Source organism: Haloplanus sp. HW8-1 (assembly GCF_023703795.1).
GTDB classification, from domain to species: Archaea; Halobacteriota; Halobacteria; order Halobacteriales; family Haloferacaceae; genus Haloplanus; species Haloplanus pelagicus.
Window position 1 is genome coordinate 3,185,420 of record NZ_CP098518.1, and the last position, 25,203, is coordinate 3,210,622.

The window sequence follows — 25,203 nt, forward strand, 5'->3', positions numbered from 1 at the left end:
TAGATGTGACAAAACCGTTCGGGTAGCGCTGTGGCGGTGTGTGAGCCCGTATGGAGGGAAATGCGCGAGGAGGTGATCGACGGTCGGGCACGACTGTCGGACCGACGACCGGGATGCCACCCGTTCGCGCACCCGGTGGGACTCCCCGGTCGTCGGTGAGGATCGAAGTCCGACCGACAGCTAGCGCCACCCCGACGTGCGTCGAACGTGCTTTTAGGCTTCCCGCACTCTTACCGACGGCTATGCCCTACGATCCCGACAGCACGGCGGTGATCGTCGTCGACATGCAGAACGGGTTCTGTCACCCGGACGGTAGCCTCTACGCGCCGGCGAGCGAGGCGGTCGTCGACGAGGTGGCGTCGCTCGTCGAGGCTGCCCGCGAGGCGGGCGCACGCGTCGTCTACACGCGCGACGTCCACCCGCCCGAGCAGTTCGACGACGCCCACTACTACGACGAGTTCGACCGGTGGGGCGAGCACGTCGTCGAGGGTTCGTGGGAGGCCCGAATCGTCGACGACCTCGACGGGCGCGCGGATCACGTCGTCGAGAAGCACACCTACGACGCGTTCCACGAGACGGAACTCGACGGCTGGCTCTCGGCCCGCGGGATCGACGACCTCCTCGTCTGTGGCACCCTCGCCAACGTCTGTGTCCTCCACACCGCGGGCAGCGCCGGCCTCCGGGACTACCGACCCGTCCTCGTCACCGACGCCATCGGCTATCTCGACGAGGCCGACCACGAGTACGCCGTCGACCACGCCGACTGGCTGTTCGGCGAGACGACGACCGTCGACGCCGTCGAGTATCTCCCCGCCCGCTGACCGCCGCGATAGTAATGGTTATTATCCAAACGGCTTTGAGTTAATATATGACGGTCGTCAGCGTCTCGATGCCGGAGGAACTGGTGGAGCGAATCGATGCCTTCGCGGCGGAACACGGGTACACCGGGCGGAGCGAGGTCGTCCGCGACGCCTCACGCAGCCTGCTCGGCGAGTTCGAGGACAAGCGGCTGGAGAATCGCGATCTCATGGCCGTCGTCACGGTCATCTTCGACTACGAGACGACGAGCGTCGAGGAGCGGATGATGGGGCTCCGCCACGACTACGAGGGTCTGGTCGTCGCCAACTTCCACAGCCACGTGGGCTCGCACTACTGCATGGAACTGTTCGCCCTCGAAGGGCGCCTGGAGGCCATCTCCTCGTTCGTGGGCAAGATTCGGGCGACCCAGGACACCCTCAGCGTCGACTACTCGGTGATGCCGGTCGACGAGTTCGGACCGCTGGCACCGTCGGAGTGACTCACTCCGAGGGGTCCCCCGTCTCGACGACGATGGCACCTTTCGCCCCGAGCGAGTGGTGCGGGGCGCAGGCGTAACGGTAGACTCCCGCCTCATCGAACGTGTGTTCGAACCGGACACCCGGCTCGGTCTCCACCTCGCTCCCGATGTCGGCGTCCTCGAACGAGATCTGGTGAGGGCCGCCGGTCCACACCCACCGGACGGTCGTTCCGGTCGAGATCCGGGCCGCCGGCGGCGAGAACGTGAACTCGCTTTCCCCTTCCGCGGAGCCGACCGTGACGAGCGGCGACGGGTAGTCCCGCCAGTCGGCGACTGTCCCGTCGTAGATGTTCACGTCCGCGAGCCAGTCGTCGACGGCCGGGTAGTCGCTCGACGGCGGGTCGGCGACGACGGCGGCGCCGAGCATGCCCGCCGCACGGCTCGGTTCCGAGACGTAGCGGTAGGTACCCCGTTTCTCGAACGTGTGGCTGAACGTGTGGCCGTGGACCGACACGGGGTCGCCGCTGTCGAAGGCGTCGTCGAGGGCGACGACGTTCGCGGGGTCGCCGTGCCCGCTCCACTCCCAGGTAACCGTCGTGCCGGGTGTGACGCGGACCGCGGCGGGACCGAAGGCGTCGTGGCCGTGGCCCGCGCCGACCCCGTCGCCGACCGTCACCGAGGGGTCGTCGTCGGGCCCGTACCGCTCGATGGCGCCCTCGTAGCCGTTCGCGTCGGCCAGCCAGTCGTCGAGACAGCCACTCGACGTGTCGCTGGCGTCCGCGTCGTTGGGTTGCCCTCGTGCCGTGCAGCCGGCAATCGCGCCGGTGCCGAGGAGGGAAGCGGCCACGAACTCGCGCCGGGACCAATCGGACGGATTTCGCATGGCTAACACACCTCCCGTCGAACTGGCCGACTGCGTGTAAAGTACCCCCCGTCGCGTTCCCGGCGTCCGGGAACCGTCCAGTCGGGCGAATCCGTCCCGATCTGCAGCCTTTTGCCCCTCCGGCACCATCCGTCGATCGTGACCGACCTCCGTTACCTCCCCGACGCCGACGGCGTCACCGAGTTCGAGGCCACCGTGACCGAGGTGACCGACGACTACGTCGTCCTCGACGGGACGTACTTCTACCCCGGCGGCGGCGGCCAACCCCCAGACACCGGTGCCATCGAGTGGGACCGCGGCCGGGCGACCGTCGTCGACGCCGAGAAGAACCACGGCGACGTGCGCCACCACGTCGCCGACGTCGAGGGGAGCCTTCCTCGGTCCGGTACGACCGTCACGGGACGGATCGATGCCGAGCGTCGCGACCGCCTCCGCCGGACCCACACCGCCCAGCACGTCGTCTCCCGGGTCGTCCTCGACGAGTACGGCGCGGCGACGGTCGGGAACCAGGTCTCGGTCGACGGCGCCCGCATCGACTTCGAACCCGCCGACTTCGACGACGACGACCTGGCGACCATCGAGCGCCTGACCAACCGAGTCCTCGATCGCGACCTGCCCGTCGAGAAGGCCGAACGGCCCCGTCCAGCCGTCGAGGACGCGGTGCCCGAGGGCCGAACGCAACTCGACCTGATCCCCGAACACGTCGACCCGCTCCGCGTCGTCGCCATCGACGACTTCGACCTGTGTCCCTGCGGCGGGACCCACGTCGACCGGCTCGGCGAGGTCGGGCGCGTCCGGATCACGAACCGTGTCTCGAAGGGGGCCGACGTCGAGCGGATCGAGTACGTGCTGGAGCCCTGAGACGGGTCATCGTCCGTCAGTACCGGAGGTTCGCCGAGACGGTCCGCCGAATCACCGATACACAGTGATGATACTCCGTAGGGGACGACGCTCGCGGGGTCACGTATTTCGGGGCGTGTGACGTACCCCCAGTCATGCTCAGGAAGGCGCTTCACGCACTCGGCTACGTCATCGCGCACGTCCTCTTTCTCGGCGCCGAGACGCCGGCGGCCGTGGTCGGTCGCCTCCGGGTGGCGTACCGCCTCGTCGGCGTCGACATCGTCGAGACTCCGCGCGTCGACGACGCCGAACGGACCATCTTCCTGTGTCCTTATCGGAACCTCGGCGCGACCTGGTTCGGCGAGAAGTGGCTCTGTCACGACGTGCTCGACCGCGTCGACGACGGCTACGTGACCTTCCTCCGGCGACACAGGGACATCGACTACCAGCGTCCCCGCGGCTGTGGCGACCTCGCCTACTGCGACGACTCGGCGTACTGCTACTCGGAGGTCTCGGACCGCCGGTAGATGGATCGGGACGACCTCCGATCGCGGATCGCCGACCAGTTCTCCTATCGCGGCCAGCGGGCCGACATCTGGCGGGGATTCGATCTGGTACTCGACACCGACGCGTTCCTCAACCTCGGCTACTCCCCGTGGTATCTGCCACACGTCGTCGGATCGAGTCAGTCGCGCCTCGCCGACGAGGTGGGGACCCGTCTCGCGGCGGCGCTCCCGACGACCGACGGCGTCCGCCTCCTCGACGTCGGCTGTGGACGCGGCGGCCCGACCGACCACCTCGCCGACCGGTACGGGGTCGACGCCGTCGGCGTCGACCTGGTGCCGTACAACGTCCGCCGGGCCGCCCGGCGCCCCGCCGACGCGTCGTTCGTCGTCGGCGACGCCACCCGCCTCCCGTTCGTCGCCGGAACGTTCCCCGCCTGTACGGCGATCGACGCACTCGTCTACGTCCCCGACCGGGCGGCCGCCTTCGGGGAATTGGCGCGCGTCCTCGAACCCGGCGGCGTCCTCGTCTGTTCGGATCTGGTGGCGGCGCCGACCCTCGACGACGCGGAGCGCCGGACGGTCGACGCGTTCGCCGACGCCTGGGACATGCCGTCGCTCGCGACCGTCGACGCGTACGAACGCGCCGTCGACGGCGCGGGACTGGCCGTCCGTACCGTCGAGGATCTCACCGCCCACAGCGTCGGGCGCTTCCGACGGTGGACCGCGCTCTACCTGCGGCTGGCGTCGGCGTTCGGCGGCCGCCCGCTCGCCGCCTGCCTCCGGCGCGTCGGCCTCGATCCCGCGGCCGTCACCGAGCAGATCCACCGCGCCCACGCGGCGCTCCCCCACCTCCGGCACGTCGTCGTCGTCGCCGAGCGGCCCGCCGCGAGGTGACGGTGTTCGGCGACGTCCCCGGTGTCGTCCCGACGGTTCCCGTCGTCTCACCCGTCCGAAAGCGACGAACTCAAACGCCCACACCGCCACGGATCGGCAAATGGACGTTCGCTTTCTCGGCGGTGCCGGCGAGGTCGGCCGGAGTGCCATCCTCGTGAACGACCGCCTCCTCCTCGACTACGGGCTGCTGACCGGGAACCCGCCGCGGTTTCCGGTCGAATCCCCCGATCCGGACGCGGTCGTGGTCGGCCACGGACATCTGGACCACGTCGGCGCCGTCCCGTCGCTCCTCTCGGGCGATCGGCGGCCGCCAATCCACTGGACGCCGCCGACCCGGGAGTTGGCGCTCACGCTCGCCCGCGACACGCTGAAACTCCACGGCGGGTCGTACCGGTGCCCGTTCACGGAGAACGACGTCAAACGCGTCACCGAGGTTTCGCGGACACACGGATACCGAGAGACGTTCGAGGCGGCCGGCCACGAGGTGACGTTCTACAACGCCGGCCACGTTCCCGGAAGCGCCCACGTTCTCGTCGACGACGGCGGCACTCGGCTCTTCTATACGGGCGATTTCCACACCGACGACCAGCGCCTCGTGTCGGGGACGACCGCACGACCCGACGCGGACGTCGTCATCTGTGAGAGCACGTACGCCGACGTCGACCACGAGGATCGGGCCGACGTCGAGGAGCGGTTCGTCCGGAGCGTCGAGACGACGCTCTGGGAGGGCGGAACGGTCGTCGTTCCGGCGTTCGCGATCGGACGCACACAGGAGATGATGCTCATCTGTGACACGTACGACATCCCCTGTTACGTCGACGGGATGGGGACGCGCGTCACCGAGATGCTACGGCAGTACCCCGAGTTCATCCGGGATGCCGATGCGCTTCGGCGTGCGAAGTCGCATGCGCGATTCGTCACCGGCCGCGACGGACAGCGCAAGCGCATCGCCGAACAGCAGGCAGCGATCATCACCACCAGCGGAATGCTGTCCGGTGGGCCCGCGATGACGTACATTCCCGAGATTCGCTCTAACCCGGTGAACAAGGTCACGATGACCGGCTATCAGGTCGAAGGAACTCCTGGGAGGGACCTCATTGAGTCGGGTCGCGCCGAAATCGACGGACGCGTGATGCCCGTGAGTGCCCAGGTCGAACGGTACGATTTCTCCGCCCACACCGACCGGGACGGGCTGTTTGCGTTCCTCGACTCCTATCGGGACGCCACGGTACTCGTGAACCACGGCGACCGCTGTGAGTCGTTCGCCGCCGACCTCGCCAGCGAGGGGTTCGACGCGTCGGCCCCGACGACCGGCGACGAGATCACCGCCTGAGCCGGATCACTCCGCGGTGTCGACGACCTCGTAGTTGATGTTGCTATCGCGGAGGCGGTCCAGATGCGTCGAGAGTTCGTCGGCCACGGCGAGCAAGAGGACGTCGAGTCCCCTGGCGGCGGCCTCCCCCACCGCCTCCGGGGTTCCGAACCGGATGTCGGGGTCGAGATCCGCCGCCTGTGCGGCCGCGAGCGCCTCGGTTCCTGCCGTCGCGAGCAGGTCCGCCCCGGCGGCTTGGTCGACGATCGTTTCGGTGGTGACGTCGGCGCTCCCGCCATCCTGCACCCGGGGTATCGAGACGGCGGTCACGCGACCCAACTCGTAGTCGAGGACGCCCTCGAAGTCGGTGACGCCCACGTCCCGTCCCGCCTCGGCGGTCGTGACCGAAACTGCAGTTGTACTCCCCGCGGCGCCGGGCGTCGCGCGCAGGACGCCGTCCCGCATCGACAGCGAGACTGCTTCCCCTTCCGCGATGGACGCCGTGGCCAGGGCGGTCTCGATCTCCACCTGCCCGATTACGTCCTCGGCAACGTGCGTGACGAAATCGCGGAGTTCGTCGGTCTGGGTGATGAGCCAGTCGACACCCTCCTTGGTCACCTCGTAGCGGCCACGGCCGGGACTCCGCACGTATCCCTCCTCGGTGAGTCCCTGCAGGTAGTCGCTCACCGCTTGGGCCGTGATCCCGATGTCGTCGGCGATCTCCCGTTGACTGACTGCTGGCTGTCGCTCCGCGATACCCACGAGGATCTGATACCGGGTCGCCGAGCGCTTGCTCCGCAGGACGCCCGAATCGTCGCCAGTCCCTGCCATCGCCATCACTCCGGCTGCACTCCCCAAGTATCTTTGTGATAGTACGGGTGTAATTGGCGAGATAGCCGAAAAAGGAAGATATAGATTCATTAGAACAAGTTGATTTGTCCAACGTTTCACGGGAGTTGTCGTTCGAGGCGCTTACCGATCCCACCGATCGGCGCCGTTTCCGAGGTCGTTCTCGAAGACGACCGACAGCAGATGTCGGTGGGCCGAACGCAGGTGTTGGCTGACGGTCTCCTGACTGATGTCCATCGTTTCGGCCAGCGCCGACTGGGTGACGTCGCGCGGCCGTTCGAAATAGCCTTCGTCGTGGGCGAGACGCAGCGCCTGCCACTGTCGATCGGTGAGGCGCGCTTGCAGGGTCGCCCGGAAACGACGCCGCGTCAGAAACGGCGGCGCGACGGGCCGGTCGGTGACGGCGACGACCTGCATCGAGGGGTGGGCCGTCCGGACCGTCTCGACGACCGTCTCCGTCGACCGGGTGGGCGGCAGGTGTGCCGTCAGTCGGGATCCGTCGTCGTCGGCGTGAGCGTCCGAGAGGATCGCCCCGGCGTCGGTCACCGATCGCACGGCGGCGTCGTCGACGGCGACCTCGAGGAGCGCCTCCCCGTCCCGTCGATCCAGCAGGACGGCACGCCGTGTGCGATCGCAGGCCTCGACGGCGTCGGCGACGCGGTCGGACCCCCCTTCGACCCCAAAATATTCCAGCGTGTGTTCGTGTTCCCCCGCCGAGGGGATCGTCTCGAGAACGTCCACCCGACAGCCGAGTTCCCGGGATGTGTAGACCAGCGGATACGCGGGATCGTGGAGTGCGAACTCCACCTCGGTGATGCTTCGGGCCGAGGACGTGCCGACGTCGTTCGGGTTCATGACCGTGCCATCTCCGTTCGCACCGACGTACCGACCGTCGGAACGGAGCGGTGTCTCGCTATACGTTCGGACTCGATCGACAAATGTTCGGTGGCTACTGTGGTGGGTGCGAGATCACCACCGATCCGGGAGCGACTTACGTCCCGCGATCGACCCGATACTGGCTGTGCGGGGCGTCGAGGAGGACCGACGCTCGCTTTCGGCGGATGAAATCAGGGGTGATAATCGGATCCAGTCGTTTATGTAACGAGTTCTCGATGCCTCGGATAGAATGGTTTCGAAGGGGGACCTGGGGGTGAGCTACCTCATCTGTGTCGGCGTCGTGCTTTTCGGCACGCTGAGCACCGGCATCGTGGTCCCGCTCGGAGAGTTGCTCGCCCCCTCGACGTCCCTGCTTGGCCTCACGATGGGCGTGATGGTCGTCGGTGGCTTCACGATGACCGGCGTCGGGTTGGCGAACAGCCGCATCGACGACCACCGGGTGTGGCGCGTAGCCACCTGGTCGACGGTCGGCTTGGGCGTCCCGACGCTGCTCGCCGTCGTGTTCCTCCTCTTGGCACCGTCGTCGCTCCGAGTGGCCGGCTGGCAGAACGTCGTCACGGTCAACATCGCGGCCGGGGGCGTCGTCGGCGTCCTCGCGGGCGCGCTCTTCGAGTTACGCGCGGAACACGAACGAGCCCGAACGCTGAACCAGCGCAACACCGTCTTCCTGCGTCTGTTCCGCCACGACATCCGGACCAGCATCAACATCGTCCGCGGGCACGTCGACATGCTCGACGGCGATTCGGCGGCGCCCGTCGACGTGATCCACGAGCAGATCGATCACATCGAACGGCTGAGCGACGCCGCGAACCGTCTCGAAGACCTCGAATCGACGACGGAGACGGAACCGATCGATCTCGGACGGCTCGTCGAGGACCGTATCGCCGACCTCCGACGGACGAACGACGCCGTGACGGTCGAAACGGAGATCCGGCCCGAGACGTACGTGTGGGCGAACGATCTACTGGCGTCGGTCGTCGACAACCTGCTTCGGAACGCGGTCGAACACAACGACGACGATCCGTGGCTGGCCGTGAGCGTCCGCCCCGGCGGGCCGCGGACGAGCGCGGTCGAACTACAGGTCCGGGACGACGGGCCGGGGTTTTCCGCCGCCGAACTCGCGGTCCACGCCGAGGCGACCGAGACGCCGCTCCAGCACAGCGACGGGATCGGCCTCTGGCTGGTTCGGTGGATCGTCGACTCCCTCGACGGCGAGGTGTCCGTCAGCAACCACCCCACGGGCGGCGCCGTCGTCAGCGTCACGCTCCCCGCGGCCGACCCTGCGTCGTCCCGCCGCCGGTCCCGGGTTCCGGGGCTGTCGTCGATCCGGGAGTAGCGATCGCTGGCCGATACCCACCGCGTCGCTCGTCGGCCGACCGTCGGGATTAACGGGACTGGATCGGCTATCGGACCGACGATGCCCGCCCCCGACGTGTACGACCACGTGTCGCCGGCGACCGCCGACCTCCCCGACGGAACCTATCGCGTCGTCGGGACGACCGACCGGACCGTGACACTGCTCCGGGTCGGCACTGCCGACGGCCGGCGCGTCGTCACCGGCGAGACGGTCACCGTCGACCGCGACGCGTTCGACGGATTCGAACCGGCCGCGAACCCCGACGGGAACCGGTCGCCCGCTGCCGTCGTCGCCTCGGCCGCCGGGGCGGGCTACTGGTCCCTCCGGGCGTTCGTGCGGGAACTGCGCTCGCGCCCGCTCCCGGCCGCCGCCGCGCTGGCGCTCGTGCTGTTCGGCCTCGGCGGCGACCGTATCGTCCGGCTTCCGGACCTCGCCTTCGGCGGACTGATCTTCGCGGGGAGTCTCGCCCTCGCGTACCTCGGGAGCGGCCGGTCGTGACCGCCGGTACGTGCCGACGGACCCGTCGCGTCGGGGTCGGTACGCCGACGGGTCGGCCAACTGGGTGGCGACGGCGCCGAGCAGGATGGCGTCGAAAGCCGCCAGTCGGTCTAGCCCGTCGTCGGGCATGAGCGCCCCCTCGTCGAGGTAGCGCTCGCTCCCCCAGTCGAACCACGTCGGTTCCACCCCGACGCCGTCCGCCGCCGCGACGTCGACCCGCAGCGGCACGACCGCCTCGACCACCTCGTTCCCGATACCGTCGCCGGGAACGACCGCGATGTCGTAGGACATGGGCGTGGGTGTCGGGGTGCGAGCATAAAGGACCGGGAGGCGTGCCCTCAGCCCGCTGCACAGTTGTTCGGGCCGAGTTCGAGTTCGAACGCCTCGTCGTCGTCGGGGACCTCCCGCCCGAGGTTGACGGCGACGATGCGCTCGGCGTTGGCCGGTTCCGCGCCGACGCGAGTCGCGTGATCGACGAACGCCGCCTCGTCCATTCCGAAGACGGCGAGTCGCTCCCGCAGGTCGTCGAGGCGGGCGACGGCCGGACTCGTCCCCTCGGGACCCGCCTCGGCGTGGCCGGGTGCGATCAGTGTCTCCCCCGAAACCCGTTCGAGCCGGTCGGTGAGCGTCGCGTACAGCTCTCTGGCCCGTCCTCTGGGGTCGGCGCCTTCCTGCAGGTCGGGCCGCGCAACGCCGTCGAGAAAGAGGCTGTCGCCGGTCAGGAGACAGCCGTCGACGTCGAAGCCGGTCATGCCCGTCGTGTGACCGGGAAGCGCCGCCGCCGTCATCGCCGTCCCACCCACGTCGAGGGTATCGCCGTCGGCCACGGCCTCGAATCGCTCGGCGTCGACGACACCGCGGTCGATCGAACCCTGCGGGAGGACGGCCACCGCGCCGGTCGCCGCCGCGAGCGCCCGCACGCCGCTCACGTGGTCGGCGTGGACGTGCGTGTCGACGGCGTAGGTCAGGTCGACCCCCAGTTCGGCCGCGTCGCTCCGGTAGCGGTCGACGAACGCGCGCAGCGGATCGACCACCGCCATCTCGCCGTCCCCGACGACGGCGTAGCCGAGACATCCGCTCGCGGGCCGGCGGTACTGGTAGACCGTCCGACCCTCCCGTTCGGCGACGACGGTTCGGTCGTACAGCCGTGCCCACGCGTCCATCCCGCCGGCCAAGTTCTCGGCGTCGATGCCCGCCGCGACCAGTTGGTCGGCCACCTCGGCGCTCGCCTCGCCGTGCGGGCAGACGACGACGACCGGTTCCTCGACGTCGGCCGGCACGAGGTCGCTCACGTCGCCGGAGACGCCCGCGGCGACGAACTTCATGTACGGTACGTGGACACGGGTGACAGACGGCGACTCGATCCGCCAGCGTTCCACCTCCTCGCGGTTCCGCACGTCGAGGAGCGTCATCGGCTCGCCCGCGGCGAGTCGCTCGCGGAGCGTCGACGGCGCGAGTTCCCCTGCGGTGTGGGCTGTCATCGGCGACTCTACGCGCCGGACAGCGTTAAGCGTAGGGTGACGTGGGGCCAGGGTAATGACCCTCGCCGCCCTACGGCCCCGCATGGACGGTGACACGCTGGTCGAGACCCTGACCGAGAACCGGGCGACCGAACTCGACCGACTTGGCTCCGAGAAGGCGCTGGTGGCGACGACGGCCGCCCGACTCGACCGGACGACAGTGCTCGCCGCCACCCACGACGCCGAACACCGCGCCGCGGAGACGTTCGCGGCGTGGGCGGCGGACGAACCCCACGACGCGGCACGTGAGACGTTCGACCGCGTCGCGGCGCGGGAACGCGACCACGCCGACCGAGTGGCCGGCCTGTTCGAGGGGGAGCCCCCGACCGCCGACCCCGATCCGGACGCCCTACACGATCACCTCCGGGGACTCGATGGGACGCCCGAACGAGTCGCTGCGGGACTGGTCGCCCGGCCGCTGGTGAGCGACCGCTCGCTCCTCCAGGTGGTGAACTTCTTCGTCAACGAGGCCGACGAGGCCGCCGCCGACGTCGTCCGCGGCCTGCGGTCGGAGACCCGCGATCTCGTCGACGACGGCACGGCCCTCCTCGATACCTGTTGTGACGAAGACGACGACTGGGATCGGGCGGCCGAGGCCGCCGACCGAACCGTCGCCATCGCCTACGCCGAGTACGAGGAGCACCTGACGGAGATGGGCGTCGACCCGAAACCGGTCTGTTAGGGTCACGATCCTCCCGTCGCGACGCTTCGATCGCCGTCAGCCGTCCGCCCAGTCTGCCAGCCGCGAGCGGGCGAACCCGGTGAGTGCCCGCAGTTTCGACGGCTGCCGGATTCGTTCCATCTCCGCGTCGGTCAGTTCGAAATCGAACACGTCGAGGTTGGCCCGGAGGTGATCGCGGCTCGTCGCCTTCGGCACGGTACAGACGCCGTCGTGTTGGATGGCCCACCGGATCGCCACCTGCGCCGCCGTCTTGTCGTACCGTCGACCAATCGCCGTGAGCACGTCATCTCGGAGGACGCCCCCGTGGCCGAGCGGACTGTACGCCGTCAGCAGGATCCCGTGACGTCGACAGTACGACAGGAGGTTGCGCTGGTCCCAGTAGGGGTTGAACTGCACTTGATTCGTGAGGATCGGCACATCCACGAGTGACCGCGCCTCGTCGAGCAATCGAACGTCGAAGTTCGAGACGCCGACGTGGCGCACCCGACCGTCCGCGACCAGGTCGGCCATCGCCGTTAGCGTCTCCGAGAGCGGGGTGGCGCCGGGCAGAGACACGGGGGAGAACGGGGGTTTGGCGTTCGGCCAGTGGATCAAAAGGAGGTCGAGGTAGTCGGTGTCGAGCCGACGGAGGCTCCGGTCGACCGACCGACGGACCGCCTCACGGCTCCGGGAGTCGCCGTCGAGTTTCGTCGTCAGGAAGACCGCTTCGCGGTCGACCGAACTCCGCTCGAGCGCGGCGCCGACCTGCCGCTCGTTGTCGTAGGCCTGGGCGGTGTCGACGTGCCGATAGCCGAGTTCGAGCGCCGTCTCGACGGCCCGGCGGCAGTCCTCGCCACGCAGACGCCACGTGCCGAGACCGACCGCGGGCACGTCGACGCCGCCGACGGTCACGGTGTCGCATGTCATACAATACCACGGGGGGCGCGGCGACCTAAGGGTGACGCCCGACGAGGGATCGTTCGGAGAGTCGCGACCTCACCGCCTCCCGTCGTGTCAACACCGGCCGCGTGCGACCTCGGGGTCCGGACGGTCGTCCTCGTCTTCGAGCATCGTCGCTCGAAGAGGGCAATTTATCGACGGAGTACGGAACCGTATCACGCAGGGACTAACGGCCGGTTCATCGTTTCGAACGCACTTCCCCCTCATCCCGTGGTCGACTCTACCATCTAGCCACCGGATCCGCCAGGCATCAAACCACCTCCCAACAAATGTGCACTTGGTGCATCGGATCCTTCTTCTCTACCATGCCACTGACTACCATGCCTTCTGACTTAAATTCACCGGCAATCTCCCTCACCAGTCCTCCGTTCTGTCTCTCCTCTCGACATCGTACGTTCTCGATTTCCAACGGTTCGGGATAACGGATCTCGAATTCTACTTCACCTGCGTTTCCGGTCACGATATACACCTCCTCCTCCTGTGGGAACAGTTTCTCCCAGTCGTATTCGTACGTATACGTGTATTCTTCGTTTGCCTCCAGGGTCTTGGGAAACTTGATCTTGAACCGCTTGTTGTTCGGCCGGTCGATCAACTCCTCTACCTGTAGCGTCCGATCACTTGCGTCGTATACCCGTAGATCGCTTTCCCAGTCCCACTCCATCGGATTATCGAAGCTACGGACGAAATGCGTCCGGTCGTAATCCTCCTCCAGCAGTTTCATCGTCGTCTCTCTGGACACGGTAGCGTCGCCCTGCCGGTTCCGAACTTGGATGCTCCACTTGTTGCGTATATCGTGGAAGTTCGATATTTGTCTCTCACGGATGGACTCGCTTTCCTGACTCAGTCGTTCTAGGTGCTGTTCACGACCACTGATCCTGATACTGTGGTCGACGGCTGTCCGGTGATCACTTTCGACTACGATGTCGGTGAGATGAAATTTGAACGGCTCTCCGGCGATGATCTCCTCGATATCCTTATACTCGTCGTACAGATGTTCGGCCTTCATCTCCAGCAGATGTCGTTCCCGCTCCGAGCTGTGATGAGCTTTGATGGTCAGCTGACGGTCAACTCCATCCAATTCGATACCTGTGATAAGTTGACAGACCTTCCAGTGTTTCTGACTCTCTTCCGGAAGCGACTGGAGGTAACTACTGATCTCCGGTGCTCGCTCCTTGCCGATATCCAGAGCATCGGCAAACTGGAGGAGAGCCGCGAGGTCGCGGAGCGCGACCTCATGGCGAACCGACGATTCGTCTACGACGACCGATTCTTCCACCCGGGTGGTATCAGCCCGGCGTCGATGGGCGCGGCATAGCTCCGCGATATACTTCGACAAATAGTAGTCGTCGAGGCCAAGTCGATCGGCGTTGTTTCGAACGAAGTTCCAAGAGAGGATGTGGTGCCACTTGCGGATGAGGTCGTCATCGTCGATCGTCCGATCTTCCTCTTCGGTCGTTCCGATCTCGTGGAACCACTCCGTTCTGGTATCCTCCCCGATAGAGATCTGGCTGGTGGATATCTTTTCGTTGATGCTCATCCCGATGTCGTGAAGCCACGAAGCAGCCGCCAGCAGGAACTTTTCGGTTTCGTTCAATTCGATGTCGTATTCTATCATCAATAATGTTATGTTTCCGAAGATCCGCTCGGTGTGTCGCGACCCGTGATCGTTGAAATATCGGTTGTGAGCGGGGATCTCTTCGAGTCCCTCCTTGATTTCCTCGACGAGCGTCCGATACCGGTTCCCGTAGACCGACATGAACGACTCGTGGAAGGTGACGACCCTGTCGGCGATCTGTGTATCCCCGAAAACACCACTGAGCCACCTTCGAACGTCATCCTCCGTTTGATTCATTACCTTCACCTAACACTTGCGCTCAGTATAAAAAGTCCGGGCGATCGACCCCACCGAGTAACGGTTGAACGTGTTTTCCGCTCACTGAACGGATCGTACGGAGAGAGTTCGGTGGTGCTCTCCGGACGCTCGACCACGATTTCCTTCGGAAGACGCGGTCGATGGCGGTTGGGGGCCGACCACTTCTACCGTCACCGTAATCCACGGCGACGTGTCGATCAACGACACGCAGTGACAGTCGATCCTGCCGGGCGCCCACCCGGTGCGGATCCACGACCCCCGGAAACGGGGTCGGCGTCACTCCGCGTCGGGCTCCGGCGCGTAGATCCGCATCGCGTCGGTGGTGATCGTCACCGGGTGGCCGTAAAGTTCGAGTGTCGTTCGGATCGGCGCAGTTCGCGACTTCCGAAAGAGGTTCCGAAGCGCGTCGACGTCGACAGTCTCGTGGAACGGGGTGTCCCGTTCCATCACGTCGATGCCGACCCGGTCGAAAGCTCTGGCCAGCGCTAGTTCGAGCGCCTCGTCGGATTCGCGGTCGTACGTCGCGAGCGTGCGTCGGTCCGTGAGGGGCTGGGACTGGGATGGCACTGACCGATCTCTCTCGAATACGTGGCTGGACCATAATGAATCTCCCGATCCGTCGCCGCCCGCCCGCATCGAGCGTTTATACTCCCCCGTTCCTACGTTCCCGTATGCGACTCCACTGGCACCGGACGGACCTCCGTCCGTCAGACAACCTTCCCCTGGTGAGGGGTGACGACCCGATCCTGCCGGTGTACGTCTTCGACCCGAAGGTACTCGCTCACGCCGCCCCGCCGCGAGTGGCCTTCGTCCGCGACAGCCTTGCGACCCTCCGGTCGTGGTACCGTGCCCGCGAGAGCGATCTGCTGGTCGTCCGCGGCGAGGCGCCGGCCGAACTCGCCCGCCTGGCCGACGAGTACGACGCCGAGACGGTGTCGTGGGCGCGGGCCTACTCCGGGCTGGGCCGGCGTCGCGACGACCGCGTCGCCGACCGCCTCGCCGAGATGGGCGTCGAGTCCCGAACCGTTCACGACCACCTGCACCACGAACCTGGCTCGATCACCACCAACGACGGCGATCCCTACCAAGTCTACAGCTACTTCTGGAAGAAGTGGCGCGACCGGGAGAAGGAGTCCTCGGTGGCGGCCCCGGGCGCGGACCGCCTCGTCGATCCCGGCACTCACACCCCGATCCCGACGCTCGCTGATCTCGGCTTCGACGAACCGGAGGCGACGATCCCGCCCGGCGGGTACGAGACGGCGCGTCACCGTCTCAACGACTTCTGCTCGGGGCCGATCTACGACTACGAGACGGGACGCGACCGACCGGCCGCGGACGCCACCTCCCGCCTCTCGCCACACCTGACCCACGGCACCGTCGGCGTCCGGACGGTCCACGACCGGGTCGTGAGCGCCCGAGAGGACGCCCCCGACGAGGCGGCCCGCGAGGCCGTCGAGACGTTCCGTGGCGAACTCGCGTGGCGGGAGTTCTACCACCACGTCCTCCATTTCAACCCGGCAGTCGTGACGGAGAACTACCGAGACTACGAGAACGACATCGAGTGGCGAAGCGACGAGGAGGCCCTCCGGGCTTGGAGGGACGGCGAGACGGGCTATCCCATCGTCGACGCCGGCATGCGCCAGTTGCGCGAGGAGGCGTACATGCACAACCGGGTGCGGATGATCGTCGCCTCCTTCCTGACGAAGGACCTCCTGATCGACTGGCGCGAGGGGTACGACTGGTTCCGGCGGAAACTCGTCGACCACAACCCCGCGAACGACAACGGCGGCTGGCAGTGGGCCGCCTCGACGGGGACGGACGCCCAGCCTTACTTCCGCATCTTCAACCCGATGACCCAGGGGGAGCGCCACGACACGGACGCCGAGTACATCCGCGAGTACGTCCCCGAACTTCGAGGGGTCGCTCCCGACCGGATCCACGACTGGCACGAACTCTCGGACGCGGAGCGCCGCCGGACGGCCCCCGAGTATCCGGCACCGATCGTCGATCACAGCGAGCGACGGGAGGCGGCGCTCGCGATGTTCGAACGGGCCCGGGGCGAGCGGGCGGACTGACGCGTCGACGGTCCCGTCGCCGACGGCGCGGCGCCGGCCGCGCGACGGTGGACCGGAAAGGTTCTTGGCGGCGGCGCGCGCGACCCTCACCATGACCAGCGTCAAGGAGTTCCGCGTCGAGCGCGAACCCACGGCGACGGCGACCGGGCGCGGACGCTTCGCCTTCACCGACGACTACTCCGTCTTCGACTGGGGGCCGATGCCCGATACGATTCCGGAGAAGGGCCGGAGCCTCTGTACCATGGGGGCGTTCAACTTCGAGTTGCTGGAGGGGGCGGGCGTCACCACCCACTACCGCGGCGTCGGCCCCGACGCCGTCCCGCTGGCCGAGGTGGACGACGCGCCGCGGGAACTCGCGATCGAACTCGTGCAGGTGCCGGACCTGCCCTTCGCGGACGGGGCGTACGACTACGACGCCTACCACGCGGCGGCGGGCGGGAACTACCTGGTGCCGCTGGAGATCGTCTTTCGCAACACCGTCCCGGTGGGGTCGAGCCTCCGGACGCGTAGCGAGCCGGCCGACTACGGGCTGGACCGCGAGTCGTGGCCGGACGAACCGGTCGACCTGCCGGAGCCGATCGTCGAGTTCTCGACGAAGTACGAGGAACAGGACCGCTATCTCGACCGTTCCGAGGCCGAACGGATCGCGGGCGCCGCCAACCTCGACGCCCTCGAAGCCCTGGCCCACGAGGTGAACCGGGTCGTCACCGACCGCGCGAACGAGGCCGGGTTCGTCCACGAGGACGGCAAGATCGAGTGTTGCTACGTCGACGGCACGGTGGCGGTGGCGGACGTGGTCGGCACCTTCGACGAGAACCGCTTCGCCTACGACGGCCAAGAGGTCTCCAAGGAGGTGGTACGCCAGTACTACAAGCGCAGCCATCCCGAGTGGGTCGAGGCGGTGAGCGAGGCGAAGGCCGCTGCCGACGAACGGGGCGTCGCCGACTGGCGGCCGCTCTGTGACGTCGATCCGGACCCGCTCCCGGGGTCGGTGATCTCCGCCGTCGCCGACCTGTACGCCGCGGGCGCCAACGCCTACACCGACGAGTCGTGGTTTGACGCGCCGCCGATCGACGACGCCGTCGACGCCGTCCACGACCTGTAACTACGGGAGGGCGGAGGGCCACGGCAGGTCGCTCAACAGCGTCGTCGCGAACCGGTAGAGCGCCGCCGCGACGAGCAGCGACAGCAGGAACAAAAGGAGGTGGTGGATCCGGTCGAGGGACTGGACGGACATGGGGGCGCTAACAGGCCGAACGACCTATAGGGTTCGGCTGGACGCGGGCACTCCAAAACGGCTTTCCCCCGCGGCCGCGCAGGAGCGACCGATGACGGCTTACACCGCGACGGTCACGGTGCGACTCAAGCGGGGCGTCCTCGACCCCGAGGCCGAGACGACCCAGCGCGCGCTCGAACGACTCGGGTTCGACCTCGACGACCTCCGATCGGCCGACCGATTCGAGATCGACCTCGACGCGGCGTCGGCAGAGGAAGCCGCCGACCGCGCCGACGAGATGGCCGAGCGCCTACTCGCGAACCCGACCATCCACGACTACGAGGTCGCGGTCGAGGACCGATGACGGTCGCGGTGATCCAGTTCGGCGGGAGCAACTGCGACCGCGACTCGGTGCGTGCGCTCTCTCACCTCGGGATCGACGCCGAGCGCGTCTGGTACGAGGACGGCCTGCCCGCGGAGGCGACGGGCGTCATGCTCCCCGGCGGATTCTCCTACGGCGACTACCTCCGGGCGGGCGCCATGGCCGCGCGGACGCCGATCGTCGAGTCGATCCGCGAGGCCGCACGCGAGGGGCTCCCCGTCCTCGGCGTCTGCAACGGCGCCCAGATCGGGTGTGAGTCCGGACTCACTCCCGGTGCGTTCACCGTCAACCGGAGCGCACGTTTCCAGTGTGAGCGCGTCCACGTCCGCGTCGAGAACGCCGACACGCCCTGGACGCGAGCGTACGACGAAGGGGCGGTGCTGGAACTCCCTATCGCCCACGGCGAGGGCCGGTTCGAGGCGGCCGACGACACCTACGAGCGACTGGTCGACGAGGACCGGATCCTGCTGCGGTACTGCGACGCCGACGGCGACGTGACCGACGACGCGAACCCCAACGGCTCGCGGGGGTCGGTCGCGGGCATCCTCGGTGACCGGGAGACGGTGGCAGTGATGATGCCCCACCCCGAACGCGCGACGCTCCCCGACCTCGGCGGAACGGACGGCGCGGGTGTGCTCCGTGGGTTCGAGGCCACGCCGGCGACCGTTTAGAGCGTTTCGGCGGCGGCCGCCTGGTTCGTCCGGCGCCGGGCCTCCCGCAACTGCCGGTCGGTCGCGGCCGCCCGTTCGGCCGGCAGCGTGTCGCGGAGTCCCTCGAACCGCTCGATCGCGCGTTCGAGGTTCGACGCGAGCGCCGAAAGCGCCCGGTCAGACCCGCTCCGGTCACCCGACTCGGCCCGCTCGGCCGCGCGACCCGCGGCGCCGCTGACCGCCTCCAGCGCCCGGAGCAGACCGCCGAGGGTCCGAGTCGACCCCGAGGCACCGGGTTCGTCGTCGTCGTCGCCACCCTCGTCCTCGTCGCCGCCGTCGTCGCCCACCGCGGCGAGGCGGTCCGTCGTCTCGCCGACCAGCGTCTCGACGAACGACGCCAGCGACGCTGTCCCCGTCCGTGGGCGGTCGATCCGGATCGGCTCGGTCCCCGAGGGATTGACCCGGAAGGCACCGACGGCGCCGTCGACGTCGCGGACCTCCGCCGTGTACGCCCCACCCCGATGGACGTAGACGGTGTCTGGGCCGCCGACCGCCGCCTCGTACAGTCGGCCGCCGAAGTCGTCGTCGACGGCGAACGTCGACAGGTCGACGTCGACGCCCTCGGCGTCGACCTCGACCTTTATCGCCTCGCCGGCGGGGACGAGGGGAATCTCGCCACCGACGCCCGCGAGGGTGACGGCAGTGAGTCCGTCGGACGGGGTGGCGGTAGTCGTGTCGGCGCCAGTAGCGGTGGCCGTGTCGGTGTCGGTGGTCGGCGTCCCCCCACTCGCACCCTCGTCTCCGACCGTCACCGGTTCGGTGTGGGGGGCGACGCCGGCTCCGTTGACGGTCAACTGATGGTCGCCGGCCTCGACGCCTCGGAGCATCGCCACGCCGCGGAACGTCGGCGCGGCGACGGGATCACTCCGGAGGAGCGTGATCGTCTCGACGGATGGCTCGGTCGTCTCGACGCCCTCGTCTTCCGGCGCGTCGGGCGACTGGATCGTCTCGGATATCGTCGCGACGAGGTCGTTGAGCGGGCCGGGCGGCGCGACGGCGTCGTAGCGATCGGACAGCGCCGCCCGGTGGGCGGGTTCGGTGATATCCGCGGCCGGGTCGTCGTATCGCTCCTGGTTCCAGGGCGTCCCCGCAGTCGTGATGTGGCTCGCGACGGCGTCCTCGGCGACCCCCGGAATCGCGAACTCGAAACTCAACTGCGGGCCGGTGAACTCGTCGATGTCCTCGAGTTCGTGCGTCGGGACGAGGTCGTAGGTCACGTCGGCGCCGTCGTCCGTCTCGCGGTCGGCGGGGGCGAAGACGACCCCCGTCTCCCGGGCCGAGAGGTCGGTCGGCGGCGAGGAGAGGGCGTCGAACGACCGGACCGTCAGCGAGTCGGGGACGAGTGCGTCCCGGTCGACCGACGGCAGGTCGGGGTGTTCGTAGATCGGTGCCCCGTCGAGTTCGGGGACGACGTACGGCAGGCGGAGCCCCTCGTCGCGGGGGAGTCCGTAGGCGGCCGGGAGTTCGGCCAACTGTTCGACGGCGTCGAGTGCGCGGTTCGTGATGTCGGCCGGGAGGTCGTCGAGGGGCAGACGCTGGAAGCTGTTCCGACGGTCGTTCAGCGACAGTGCGCTAGAGTGCGAGCCCAGTTCAGAGAGGATCCGAGGCACGCGGTCGGGGTCCGGATCGAGGTGTTCGTTGTTCGGTACCCGACCCGAGTGCGAACTCGCGACGAACAGCTGTGGGTCGCCGGTGTCGGTATCGACGAAGACGTGCAACACCTCCCAGTCGTGCCAGTGGAAGTTGGTGGTGAACTGGTCGAACGCGGAGTAGTACCAGAACTGGACGACCGCGAGGGGCGAGTCGCCGTACTCGACGACGTGGTAGAACACCGCCGGCTCCGGCGGATCGCCGGCCTCGTCGTACCGCCGGGTGTAGCCGTCGAAAGCGTCGAAGCCGTCGACGACCGTCCGGCCGTCTCGCTCGCTCGTGTACGGCCGGGGATCGGTCGGGAGCCACTGCTCGGCGTCGTCGAACGCGAACGTCGGCGCGAACCGCTCGGCCAGTTGGCGTGCCATCTCGGGGTCGGCCGTCGTCGTCGGGGTCGGGTCCGCGCCGTCGCCGTCGCCGTCGCCGGGAGTCTCCCCACTGTCGTTCGACGCCGGACAGCCGGCCAGCGACGCGGTGCCGGCGCCCGCGAGGGCGGCGAGGAGCGACCGGCGACGGAGGCCGGGCGAGGGGTCAGCGTCGATCATTCGACTCACCCGGCCGGATCGGACGGGGTGTCGGGAGCGTCGGTCGGACGGGGGGAGCGCCCCGGGGGGTGACCGGGGATGGGACTGCTCGGGACATGGATCCACCTGCGGCCGGCGAGCGAAAGGTGTTGTGGCGGGGTCGTCAGCGCGCGAGCGGCATCGCGAAACTCGTCTCCTCGTCGAGGATCGCCTCCCACGTCGCCTCACAGTCACAGGATACCTGCTCGAACACCGTAGGGTCCTGCCGGAGGTCGAAGTCCTTGATCGCCCGCTGGACCCGGTCGTCACACTCGCCGCAGTTGTGCGGGCCGCGGTCGCTCCCCGCGCCGACGGGATCGGAGACGACGATGGCGTCGGCGTCGGCGGTCCGTTCGAGGACGTCCGCGACCGACCAGAGCCACGGCGGTCGGTAGCCGCCCTCGAAGTGCAGGTCGTCGACCATGGTGTACCGCTGGACGTTACAGGGGTTCATCGAGACGGTGTGACAGTACTCCGCACACCGGCGCACCGACTCGACCATGTCCTCGACGGCCTCGCGCTCGGAGAGGAAGGGCGGTTTCATGAGGAGGTACGCCTTCACGCCCGCGCCGGCGGCGGCGGCCTCCTCGGTCGCGGCGACGAAGTCCGCGAAGTCGAAGTACTTGTTCACGCAGTCGTGGCGGACGCGGTCGGTGGCGGTCTCCAGCCCAACCGCCACGTCGGTGTCGAGGCCGCAGTCGGTGAAATCGGCGAGTTTCTCGCGGTCGACGAAGTCGGGGAGCGATTCGACGACGATCCGTTCGCGGTCGGCGAACGTCTCGGCGATGGCCTTCCGGGTCTCCGCGCCGACCTCGCGTTCGTCGAGGAAGGAGCCGGAGGTGTAGATTTTGATCAGGCCGGACGTCTCGTCGGCGTTCTCGCGTTCGTGGTCGAGACAGGCGTCGATCTGGTCCATCAGCGCGTCGTGGGGGACCGACCCGCCCTCGACGGATTCGGCGACGTAGCCACACATGGTGCACCCGCCGGCGCGCGCCCACCGACACCCGCCGGTGTTGAGGATGATCGTCAGCGACTGGTAGACGCCGCCGGGCGTGTTGTCCTCGTCGATCCACACGCGGGTCGGCTCGTGGGGGTCGTACGTCTCGTCCTTGCGGGAGCGGATCTCCCGCATCACCTGGTTGTGGGCGTCCATCCCCTTCCCCCGTTCGTAGACCTCGGGGCTCGGCTGGCTCATTGCCGTCGGGTAGCCGGCCGACGCGTAAAGCGGCTTCGGGGTGTGGACGCCGGTCGTCGGTCGGCGATCACTCGTCGGGCGACGACGCCCGGTGCCGGCGGGAGAGCCACCACCCCCCGACACCGAGACACGCCCCGACGCCGTTGACCGCCGCGTCGGCGAGGCTGCCGGTCCGGGTCGCGAGGCCGAGTTGCAGGAGTTCCACCCCGGCGCCGTAGCCGGTGGCGACGCCGACGGCGACGGCCGCTCCACGCCGATCCGGGCCGACGACGGCGGCGACGGCCGCGCCGAGGACCGCGTAGCCGATCAGGTGGAGCCACGCCGTACCCCCGGTCGCCGCGGCGCCGGCCGCACCCAGCCACCGGGGATCCAGACTCGACGCCACGAGGAGCCCCACCGCGGCGGTAACGCTGATGAACGTTCGTCGTGTTCGTGACACATTTTCGGCACATGACGCCCACATAAAGAAGGCTCGTAACCCGTTCCGGTTACATCATCGAAGCAACGACTAACAGCATGGAGATGTAATAAACTAACGTACGTTACCATGACAGACTTAGGTGGATTCAGAGATCACGTAGCGCACGTGGACCTCGGCGCGGGCGATGTCTCGTATCAGGGCATCGACGACGAGGACGCGAAAAAATACATCGGCGGGCGCGGACTCGGCGTGAAGTACGTCTTCGACGCCGGTCCCGACGTGGATCCGCTGGGTCCCGACAACCGACTCGCGTTCATGACCGGCCCCCTGACGGGGTCCCAGGCGGTCATGAGCGGCCGGATCGCGATCTGTACGAAGTCCCCGCTCACGGGCACCGTCACGGACTCCCACCACGGTGGCTGGTCCGGGGCGCGACTCAAGTGGTCGGGCTTCGACGGACTGCTCTTCGACGGGCAGAGTGAGGATCCGGTCTACGCCGTCGTCGAGGACGGCGAGGTCGAACTCCGTGACGCCTCCCACCTGTGGGGCAAGGGCGTTCACGAGACCCGCGAGACGATCGAAGAGGAGATCGAGGGGTCCTACGGCAAGAACCTCTCGATCATGGCCATCGGTCCGGGCGGCGAGAACGAGGTGCGGTACGCCTGCATCGTCAACGAGGACGACCGCGCCTCGGGCCGTGGCGGCACCGGCTGTGTGATGGGCAACAAGGGCCTGAAGGCCGTCGTCGTGAAGTCGGGGACGAAGATGCCGAAGCCGGCCGACTCCGATACGTTCGGCGAGGGTGCCCGACAGGCGATGCAGGTCATCCAGGAGTCCGACGTCACCGCGCCCAACGAGGGCGCGCTCTCGATGTACGGCACGAACGTGCTGATGAACATCACGGAGGAGATGGACGGCCACCCGACGAAGAACGGCCAGTACACCTCCGGGTTCGCGATGAACGAGGCGGAAGACTCCGACCTCGTCGCCGAGCGCATCAGCGGCGAGAACGTCCGCGAGAACATCCTCGTGGACGAGCCCACCTGTCACTCCTGCCCGGTCGCTTGCAAGAAGGAGGTCGAAGTCAACTACAAGCACAAGGGCCAGGACATGAACGTCCAGATGGAGTCCTACGAGTACGAGAGTGCGTGGGCCCTCGGCACCAACTCCGCCAACGACGACCGTGACGCCATCGCGATCATGATCGATCGCTGTAACGACATGGGCGTCGACACCATCGACATGGGGAACATGTTCGCCATGGCGATGGAGATGAGCGAGAAGGGCTACCTCGACGACCTCGACGACCGGATCGACTGGGGCGACGAGGAGCACATGATCGACCTCATCGAGGAGGTCGGTCACCGCGACGGTGACCTCGCCGACCTGCTGGCGAAGGGGCCGGAGCGTGCCGCCGACGAGGTGGACGCTCACGACACCCGTCTCGACGTCAAGGGCCAGACTATCGCCGCCTACGACCCGCGCTGCATGAAGGGCATGGGCATCGGCTACGCCACCTCGAACCGTGGCGCCTGCCACCTGCGCGGCTACACGCCGGCCGCCGAGATTCTCGGCATCCCGGAGAAGGTCGACCCCTACGAGGAGGAAGGCAAAGGCGAACTGTGTGCCACCTTCCAGGACCTCCACGCCATCTCCGACTCCTTCGACATCTGCAAGTTCAACGCCTTCGCGGAGGGCATCGAGGAGTACGTCAAGCAGTACAACGGCATGACCGGCCGCGACCTCTCCGAGGAGGAACTCATGACGGCCGGCGAGCGCGTGTACAACCTCGAACGCTACTTCAACAACCTCGTCGGCTTCGACGGCGCGGACGACTCGCTACCCGGGCGGTTCGTCGAGGGCGACGACGAGGCCATCCCCGGTCAGGGTGGCTCCGAGGGCGAACTCTGCGACCTCGCCACGATGAAAGAGGAGTACTACAGCCACCGCGGCTGGGCGGACGGCGTCGTCACCGACGACACGCTCGAACGCCTCGACATCGACGTCGGTCCGGGCACGGGCGTCTCCGGATCCGGCGGGCAGGCGCCGGCCGACGACTGATCGGCTCCCGATCCCTCGATTTTTTCACCGACCCCGTAGCTACGGCGCTCTCCCGACGCCGTTCCGGAGTTCGTACCCCGTGACGGCGGCGACGGTCCGCCCGTCGCGAACGTCCCCGTCGAGGACGGCCGCGAGCAGATCGTCGTAGCCAGTCGTCGAGACGCGGATGCTCTCGTTGAAATCGAGGTCCCGATCGCCCGTCGACACGCAGTCACGGGCGACGAAGTAGTGATGGACGGAGTTGGCGATGCCGTTGGTCGGTTCGGCGGCGAACAGGTGCGAGACGGGACCGGCCTCGTAACCCGTCTCCTCGCGGAGTTCGCGCCGGGCGGCCGCCGGGAGGTCGGCGTCGGTGCCCTCGACGGATCCCGCGGGTAACCCCCGGTTCACCCGACCGACCGCCTGGCGCCACTCGTCGATGACCACGACGTCGCCGTCCGGAGTAAAGGGGAGGACGACGACCGCCGCGGGTTCGTCGACGTAGTGGTAGTCGGTCTCGGTGCCGTCGGGCAGTCGCACCTCGTCGCGGCGCACGTCGAAGCCGGGACAGGTGTAGTCGACCGCCGAGTCGGTCGTCTCCCAGGTCAGATCGTCGCCCATGGGG

General features: G+C 67.9%; 26 protein-coding genes. 14 read left to right on the top strand and 12 right to left on the bottom strand.

The annotated features are described in order from the left end of the window. Positions 1-242: 242 nt before the first annotated feature. Positions 243-821, top strand: coding sequence for a cysteine hydrolase family protein (locus tag NBT82_RS16630; RefSeq protein ID WP_251329215.1), 579 nt, complete (start codon positions 243-245; stop codon positions 819-821). A gap of 47 nt (positions 822-868) precedes the next feature. Next, positions 869-1,297, top strand: a complete 429-nt coding sequence (locus NBT82_RS16635) for a CopG family ribbon-helix-helix protein (RefSeq protein WP_251329216.1) — start codon at positions 869-871, stop codon at positions 1,295-1,297. 1 nt (position 1,298) lies between these two features. Here NBT82_RS16635 and NBT82_RS16640 read toward each other — a convergent pair whose 3' ends face one another. After that, a complete protein-coding gene (locus tag NBT82_RS16640) occupies positions 1,299-2,159 on the bottom strand; it encodes a halocyanin domain-containing protein (protein WP_251329217.1) in 861 nt (286 codons plus the stop codon). Between the two features lie 138 nt (positions 2,160-2,297). Here NBT82_RS16640 and NBT82_RS16645 point away from each other — a divergent pair, with 138 nt between their 5' ends. The 4 genes from NBT82_RS16645 (at position 2,298) to NBT82_RS16660 (ending at position 5,732) form a co-directional block, all read left to right on the top strand. After that, a complete protein-coding gene (locus tag NBT82_RS16645; RefSeq protein ID WP_251329218.1) occupies positions 2,298-3,020 on the top strand; it encodes an alanyl-tRNA editing protein in 723 nt (240 codons plus the stop codon). Between the two features lie 134 nt (positions 3,021-3,154). Beyond that, positions 3,155-3,526 carry a hypothetical protein gene (locus NBT82_RS16650; RefSeq protein WP_345780661.1) on the top strand — a complete coding sequence of 124 codons (372 nt, stop codon included), beginning with the start codon at positions 3,155-3,157 and terminating at the stop codon, positions 3,524-3,526. Continuing rightward, the gene (locus tag NBT82_RS16655; protein WP_251329219.1) at positions 3,527-4,399 is read left to right on the top strand and encodes a class I SAM-dependent methyltransferase; all 873 of its coding nucleotides are present in this window, start codon (positions 3,527-3,529) and stop codon (positions 4,397-4,399) included. A 100-nt stretch (positions 4,400-4,499) separates the two neighbouring features. Further along, positions 4,500-5,732, top strand: coding sequence for an MBL fold metallo-hydrolase (locus NBT82_RS16660; protein WP_251329220.1), 1,233 nt, complete (start codon positions 4,500-4,502; stop codon positions 5,730-5,732). A gap of 6 nt (positions 5,733-5,738) precedes the next feature. Here the strand turns inward: NBT82_RS16660 and NBT82_RS16665 are convergent, their stop codons facing one another. Together NBT82_RS16665 and NBT82_RS16670 are read right to left on the bottom strand one after the other, a co-directional pair. Then, on the bottom strand, positions 5,739-6,548 hold the full coding sequence (locus NBT82_RS16665; protein WP_251329221.1) for a DUF7839 domain-containing protein: 810 nt from the start codon (positions 6,546-6,548) through the stop codon (positions 5,739-5,741). Between the two features lie 135 nt (positions 6,549-6,683). Continuing rightward, positions 6,684-7,415, bottom strand: coding sequence for a helix-turn-helix domain-containing protein (locus NBT82_RS16670; protein ID WP_251329222.1), 732 nt, complete (start codon positions 7,413-7,415; stop codon positions 6,684-6,686). Positions 7,416-7,686: 271 nt separating this feature from the next. Here NBT82_RS16670 and NBT82_RS16675 point away from each other — a divergent pair, with 271 nt between their 5' ends. Both NBT82_RS16675 and NBT82_RS16680 read left to right on the top strand, forming a co-directional pair. After that, positions 7,687-8,793 (top strand): sensor histidine kinase, encoded by a 1,107-nt coding sequence (locus tag NBT82_RS16675; protein WP_251329223.1) that lies wholly within the window; start codon positions 7,687-7,689, stop codon positions 8,791-8,793. 81 nt (positions 8,794-8,874) lie between these two features. Further along, positions 8,875-9,312 (top strand): hypothetical protein, encoded by a 438-nt coding sequence (locus tag NBT82_RS16680; protein ID WP_251329224.1) that lies wholly within the window; start codon positions 8,875-8,877, stop codon positions 9,310-9,312. A gap of 338 nt (positions 9,313-9,650) precedes the next feature. On the opposite strand, the gene NBT82_RS16690 is transcribed toward NBT82_RS16680, so the two are convergent. Continuing rightward, on the bottom strand, positions 9,651-10,793 hold the full coding sequence (locus NBT82_RS16690; protein WP_251329225.1) for an MBL fold metallo-hydrolase: 1,143 nt from the start codon (positions 10,791-10,793) through the stop codon (positions 9,651-9,653). A 55-nt stretch (positions 10,794-10,848) separates the two neighbouring features. On the opposite strand from NBT82_RS16690, the gene NBT82_RS16695 reads away from it, so the two are divergent. After that, positions 10,849-11,514 (top strand): hypothetical protein, encoded by a 666-nt coding sequence (locus NBT82_RS16695; RefSeq protein WP_251329226.1) that lies wholly within the window; start codon positions 10,849-10,851, stop codon positions 11,512-11,514. A 36-nt stretch (positions 11,515-11,550) separates the two neighbouring features. On the opposite strand, the gene NBT82_RS16700 is transcribed toward NBT82_RS16695, so the two are convergent. From NBT82_RS16700 to NBT82_RS16710, 3 genes are all read right to left on the bottom strand, one after another. Next, entirely contained in the window at positions 11,551-12,420 is an 870-nt protein-coding gene (locus NBT82_RS16700; protein WP_251329227.1) for an aldo/keto reductase, read from the bottom strand. 283 nt (positions 12,421-12,703) lie between these two features. Then, positions 12,704-14,305, bottom strand: coding sequence for an HD domain-containing protein (locus NBT82_RS16705; protein ID WP_251329228.1), 1,602 nt, complete (start codon positions 14,303-14,305; stop codon positions 12,704-12,706). A 297-nt stretch (positions 14,306-14,602) separates the two neighbouring features. Continuing rightward, positions 14,603-14,893, bottom strand: coding sequence for a HalOD1 output domain-containing protein (locus NBT82_RS16710; RefSeq protein ID WP_251329229.1), 291 nt, complete (start codon positions 14,891-14,893; stop codon positions 14,603-14,605). 104 nt (positions 14,894-14,997) lie between these two features. On the opposite strand from NBT82_RS16710, the gene NBT82_RS16715 reads away from it, so the two are divergent. Together NBT82_RS16715 and NBT82_RS16720 are read left to right on the top strand one after the other, a co-directional pair. Then, positions 14,998-16,401 carry a cryptochrome/photolyase family protein gene (locus tag NBT82_RS16715; protein WP_251329230.1) on the top strand — a complete coding sequence of 468 codons (1,404 nt, stop codon included), beginning with the start codon at positions 14,998-15,000 and terminating at the stop codon, positions 16,399-16,401. Positions 16,402-16,492: 91 nt separating this feature from the next. Beyond that, on the top strand, positions 16,493-17,506 hold the full coding sequence (locus tag NBT82_RS16720) for a phosphoribosylaminoimidazolesuccinocarboxamide synthase (RefSeq protein ID WP_251329231.1): 1,014 nt from the start codon (positions 16,493-16,495) through the stop codon (positions 17,504-17,506). On the opposite strand, the gene NBT82_RS20080 is transcribed toward NBT82_RS16720, so the two are convergent. Beyond that, positions 17,507-17,638, bottom strand: a complete 132-nt coding sequence (locus tag NBT82_RS20080; protein WP_256476642.1) for a hypothetical protein — start codon at positions 17,636-17,638, stop codon at positions 17,507-17,509. 91 nt (positions 17,639-17,729) lie between these two features. On the opposite strand from NBT82_RS20080, the gene purS reads away from it, so the two are divergent. Next, complete coding sequence (purS, locus tag NBT82_RS16725; RefSeq protein ID WP_251329232.1) at positions 17,730-17,981, top strand: phosphoribosylformylglycinamidine synthase subunit PurS; 252 nt, start codon at positions 17,730-17,732, stop codon at positions 17,979-17,981. Next, a complete protein-coding gene (purQ, locus tag NBT82_RS16730; protein WP_251329233.1) occupies positions 17,978-18,670 on the top strand; it encodes a phosphoribosylformylglycinamidine synthase I in 693 nt (230 codons plus the stop codon). The genes purS and purQ overlap by 4 nt, the downstream gene beginning before the upstream one ends. On the opposite strand, the gene NBT82_RS16735 is transcribed toward purQ, so the two are convergent. The 3 genes from NBT82_RS16735 to NBT82_RS16745 all read right to left on the bottom strand — a co-directional run bounded on the left by NBT82_RS16735 (position 18,667) and on the right by NBT82_RS16745 (position 22,556). Beyond that, positions 18,667-20,904 (bottom strand): hypothetical protein, encoded by a 2,238-nt coding sequence (locus NBT82_RS16735; RefSeq protein WP_251329234.1) that lies wholly within the window; start codon positions 20,902-20,904, stop codon positions 18,667-18,669. The two genes, purQ and NBT82_RS16735, sit on opposite strands and share 4 nt — an antisense overlap. A gap of 142 nt (positions 20,905-21,046) precedes the next feature. Next, a complete protein-coding gene (locus NBT82_RS16740) occupies positions 21,047-22,117 on the bottom strand; it encodes an archaeosine biosynthesis radical SAM protein RaSEA (protein WP_251329235.1) in 1,071 nt (356 codons plus the stop codon). A gap of 67 nt (positions 22,118-22,184) precedes the next feature. Next, positions 22,185-22,556, bottom strand: a complete 372-nt coding sequence (locus tag NBT82_RS16745; RefSeq protein WP_251329236.1) for a VanZ family protein — start codon at positions 22,554-22,556, stop codon at positions 22,185-22,187. Positions 22,557-22,664: 108 nt separating this feature from the next. On the opposite strand from NBT82_RS16745, the gene NBT82_RS16750 reads away from it, so the two are divergent. Beyond that, entirely contained in the window at positions 22,665-24,599 is a 1,935-nt protein-coding gene (locus NBT82_RS16750) for an aldehyde ferredoxin oxidoreductase family protein (protein WP_251329237.1), read from the top strand. Between the two features lie 39 nt (positions 24,600-24,638). On the opposite strand, the gene NBT82_RS16755 is transcribed toward NBT82_RS16750, so the two are convergent. Beyond that, complete coding sequence (locus NBT82_RS16755; protein ID WP_251329238.1) at positions 24,639-25,199, bottom strand: NUDIX hydrolase; 561 nt, start codon at positions 25,197-25,199, stop codon at positions 24,639-24,641. Between the last annotated feature and the right edge of the window lie 4 nt (positions 25,200-25,203).